At 71.7% G+C, this 3,886-nt stretch carries 5 protein-coding genes; 4 read left to right on the top strand and 1 reads right to left on the bottom strand.

Features of this window, described 5'->3' with window-relative positions; genetic code table 11:
• Positions 1-165: 165 nt before the first annotated feature.
• Positions 166-576: a four-helix bundle copper-binding protein gene (locus AB0M76_RS43305; RefSeq protein ID WP_365958275.1), complete on the top strand. Its 411-nt coding sequence runs from the start codon at positions 166-168 to the stop codon at positions 574-576.
• A gap of 37 nt (positions 577-613) precedes the next feature.
• Here the strand turns inward: AB0M76_RS43305 and AB0M76_RS43300 are convergent, their stop codons facing one another.
• Positions 614-1,144 (bottom strand): hypothetical protein, encoded by a 531-nt coding sequence (locus AB0M76_RS43300; RefSeq protein ID WP_365958273.1) that lies wholly within the window; start codon positions 1,142-1,144, stop codon positions 614-616.
• Positions 1,145-1,207: 63 nt separating this feature from the next.
• Here AB0M76_RS43300 and AB0M76_RS43295 point away from each other — a divergent pair, with 63 nt between their 5' ends.
• The 3 genes from AB0M76_RS43295 (at position 1,208) to AB0M76_RS43285 (ending at position 2,767) form a co-directional block, all read left to right on the top strand.
• Positions 1,208-1,417, top strand: a complete 210-nt coding sequence (locus tag AB0M76_RS43295; RefSeq protein ID WP_365958271.1) for a hypothetical protein — start codon at positions 1,208-1,210, stop codon at positions 1,415-1,417.
• An 80-nt stretch (positions 1,418-1,497) separates the two neighbouring features.
• Positions 1,498-1,935 (top strand): hypothetical protein, encoded by a 438-nt coding sequence (locus tag AB0M76_RS43290; RefSeq protein WP_365958270.1) that lies wholly within the window; start codon positions 1,498-1,500, stop codon positions 1,933-1,935.
• A gap of 109 nt (positions 1,936-2,044) precedes the next feature.
• The gene (locus tag AB0M76_RS43285) at positions 2,045-2,767 is read left to right on the top strand and encodes a hypothetical protein (protein ID WP_365958269.1); all 723 of its coding nucleotides are present in this window, start codon (positions 2,045-2,047) and stop codon (positions 2,765-2,767) included.
• The last annotated feature ends 1,119 nt before the right edge of the window (positions 2,768-3,886 follow it).

Here is a 3,886-nt window from a genome sequence, read left to right as displayed (position 1 = left end):
AGATACGACAAACTCGCCGTCCGCTACGAGGCAACCGTGCTGGTCGCAGCCATCAACGAGTGGCTGTGATCAGCACTTTCGCAACAGACCCTAGCTGGAGGTACCGGGGGCTTCGATGGCGGCCGCTCCGGACCCGCCGGCCCCGCGGGGAACGGAGGCACCCTCATGTCCACCACCGTGAAGGACATGCTCGCCACCTACCCGGCCGACCTCGGCGACATCGACCAGGCCAAGCTCACCCGCTGCATCGAGGAATGCATCTCCTGCGCGCAGGCGTGTACGGCGTGCGCGGACGCCTGTTTGTCCGAGGGCATGGTGGGCGACCTGGCCAAGTGCATCCGCACCGACATGGACTGCGCCGACATCTGCACCGCCACGGCCGCCGTACTCTCCCGGCACACCGGCTACGACGCCAACATCACCACCGCGGTCCTGAAGGCGTGCGCCATGGTCTGCAGGGCCTGCGGCGACGAATGCGGGCGGCACGCGGGCATGCACGAGCACTGCCGAGTCTGCGCCGAAGCCTGCCGCTCCTGCGAGACGGCGTGCAACGACCTCCTCGGCGCACTCGGCTGACCGGACACGGGGCCGGCCCGGCCCAAGGGTCAGGGGTTCAGCGCGGCTGCGGGATCTGCTCGCGCCGGCGCCGGCGTCCGTAGCGGGTCACACCCTGCGGCTTGAACACCGACAGGGCGGCCGCCGTGAGGAGGACCAGCAGTGCGGCGGCCGCGTCCGCGATCAGCTGGATGCGCATGCCCTCCAGTTCGCCGCCCGCGAGCGCGGCCCGGGCGGCCGCGTCGGCCAGGTGGCCGACCGGCTGCATGTGGACCGGCAGCAGAAGGGTCGCGATCACGGTGATCAGCAGCTTCGCAATCACCCAGTAGTGGCGCTTTAGCCCCCATACCGTGCCGAGGGACTGCACCACTCCGGTCAGCAGGGAGGCGACGCTGAACGGCACGATCACGAACCAGCCCACCACATCCATGGCCAGGTAGGCGCCCCGCACCGTCTCGGGCGACGTGCCGGCCAGGCCCGCGATGGCGAGGGCGAGGAAGGCCGCGACCGCACCGAGCCAGCCGACCGAAGCGGTGACGTGGAGGGTCAGCGTCAGCTTGCGCAGCCGCGGCGGGAAGGGCGCCGTCACGGCGTGTGCCCGGCCATGCCGCCGCCGGCCAGGTGCACGATCACGAACACCGCGACGAGGACGATGGCGACGCCGCGGACACCTTCACCCAGCGCGGAGCCCCCTCCTCTCGCCGAGGCCGCCGAGGCCGGTGACCTGCGCTCGGGCGTCCCGCCCGCCGAGCTCGCCCAGTACTGCCTGCACGCCCTGACCGCCGCAGCCGCCCTCACCTCCCAGACCGCAGTGGCCCGCCTGGTCGCCGTCACCCTCGACGGCCTGCGCCCGGTTCCCTGAATCCGCCAAGACCGCCACTTCGTGTGATCGTCAACGGGGCCGCCGGACAGCGCCTTCCGGCCGCCAGATAGGCTCACGGAGTGATCACGGCCAGGGCTGCACTCGGCACGACGCGGACCCGCCGAACGGCGGGCCCGCTCCAGCTGCTGTGGCTGGCCGCCCTGCTCCTCGCCTTCCTCTACACCCACGCCGCCGGAGCCGACAGCGCCTCGGCGCACGTCACGGGCGGCGCCGTCACCATTCCCCACCTGACGCCCGCCGGCACCGACAGCGCCGAACACCACGACGGCTCGCGGCACGAACCCCGCGACAACGGCGGCGCTCACTCTCACCCCGCGCAGGAGTGCGCCTCCGGCCACCCGAAGCAGGGCTGCGACCTGCCCGGCCCGCACCTGGTTTCCCTCGGCGGGCGGACTGACGCCGTCGCCGCGCCGACTCCGCAGCCCTGGACCAGGACCCTGCCCTACGGCCTTCCTCCCTTGCGAAGTTCCCTCAGCTCAGTGGTGCAGCAGGTATAGATCCGGGCCCTTTGCCCCGATCTGCCCTGACTCTCATCGCCGACCCCCGGCCGCTGCCACAGTGGCGCGCCGGGTGATGAGCCACGCCCGCACCACCCAAGGACTTCGCATGACCTCCGCTCAGATCCTCGACACCCACACCCCACAGACCGAGCCGCAGGCTCCCGCCATGGGGCGGGCCGCCCGGCGCAAGGCCCACTCGTCCCGCAAGCGTTCGCTGGCCGCCCGCTACCTCGGATACGTCGGCTACTTCGTCGGCGCCGGCCTCATCAGCGGCGCCGTCGTCCACCACCCCCTCGACCCCGACCGCTACACCCGCATTGCCGGCTACGGCGCGCTCGTCTTCCTCGCCGCGACCGTCCTCAACGAGTTCCTCCTCACCCGCGACCGTCCGGGACCGGCGCGCATGCTCGTGGTGATCGGCTCCTCGCTGCTGCTTTCGTTCGGCATCGGCATGCTCAGCGGCGGCCTCCAGCACTTCGACGACTTCCCCGACCGCGGCGCCGTCCTCGTGCCCACCGGGATCGTCGTCTCGTTCATCGCGTACGTCATCAAGGACGCCGACACGCCTTGGCAGCGTGTCTTCAGCCTCCTGGGCCTGACCGTCCTGGCAGTGGCGGCCCTCGCCTTCTTCGGCCTGCGCGAGGTCGCGGCGTCGATGGAGACGGCGCCCGGCGGCGGCCACAGCCACGGCACGGCCGACGAACCCGCGGCGGACGATCACGCTCCCACCACCAGCCCCTCCACCGCAGCCACTCCGGCGCCGGCCACCTCCTCCCCGCCGAAGCCGGCCACCCCTGCACCGGCCCACAACGACAGCCACAGCCACTGACGACCGCACCGGCGCGGCCCGCAGATCCGGGCCGTGCCGCCCGGCGGCGCCTTCCCGCCGCTGCCGCTCAGGTGAGGACAGCCGCCGGCGGACCCTGCGGGCTACGGGGTCCGGGCACCGTCGGCAGCCGGGCGGTCAGGTCCGGGTCGAGGCGGCTGTTCATGTCCAGCTCGAACCGGCCGTAGGGGTTCAACGGCGTCGAGAACGGCCTTAAAGAGCGCTTTGTCCCGGCGGGGGTGTTTGGTAAGTCGCGCGGTGTCAGCGGGTTGGGGCCACGCACGGAGGCGTGTGAGGATCCGCCCGTGGAGTGCGATGTGTGTGGACGGGCGATGTGGCAATGGCCGGCGCTGTCGGCACTGCAAGAGGGGGCCCGAACGTGGGCGGCTAAGGCGATCACTAGGCTCCGGGTCATGGCCAGTGTATTCGGATTCATCTGCTCATACGGTGGTGCGCATCGCCCTGAACGGGAGATCGCCGCCGCGGTGCCGGCTTCCTCCCACGAGAGGCAGAAGCCGTGACGGCGGACACCCGAGTGCGCTGACCCCTCAGGCGCCTGACGCCTTGAGCCGACGAGCTCGGTACTTCGTCGAGGGGCACGGGCTGCGTGTTCCCCGCCGCGACCTCACGCTCTGTCGGAAGGTATGGCTCAAACACGGGATACCCGCTGCGGAGATCGACCGGGCCTTGGCCTTCCAGGAGCGCTCGGGCGGCATCGCTCTGCCCCCTGCCCCCTGCCCCCTGCCCCCTGCCCCTTGCCCCCTGCCAACGCACACGAGGGCGGCCCGCGCGTTCTGGAAGCCGATGTGCCCGAAGGCTCGGCCGCGGACGGATGGCGGTTCCCCGCCGGCGGCTGTCGCGTCTCCATGGCCCATGGGTTCATGATCGGGCCGGGAGCCGCGGTAGACGGCGATGAGCGAGCCCTTGCCCCGCCACAGTGCCACCCGTCGAGGAGCTCCTTCCCCACTTCGCCGATCCACGCCTGGGCATCCCCTTGCGTAGAGCTCCTGCGACTCAACCGCTGGCTGCGTCTCAGCGCGGTCGGCCTTCTCGAATCGCCGTTTCCGGGGTTCGGGCCGCCATGTGTGGCCGCCGCTGCGGCTGTCCGGTCGGCACCGGCCG

It is taken from the genome of Streptomyces sp. NPDC051364, assembly GCF_040682115.1.
Taxonomy (GTDB): domain Bacteria; phylum Actinomycetota; class Actinomycetes; order Streptomycetales; family Streptomycetaceae; genus Streptomyces.
Note: the sequence above shows the minus strand (reverse complement) of the source record. Positions and strands in the feature narration are given on the sequence as shown.

Excerpts from the sequence above, each read along its gene's own strand:
- AB0M76_RS43305 (WP_365958275.1), top strand. The coding sequence starts at position 166 with ATGTCCACCACCGTGAAGGACATGCTCGCCACCTACCCGGCCGACCTC.
- AB0M76_RS43295 (WP_365958271.1), top strand. The coding sequence starts at position 1,208 with ATGGCGACGCCGCGGACACCTTCACCCAGCGCGGAGCCCCCTCCTCTC.
- AB0M76_RS43285 (WP_365958269.1), top strand. The coding sequence starts at position 2,045 with ATGACCTCCGCTCAGATCCTCGACACCCACACCCCACAGACCGAGCCG.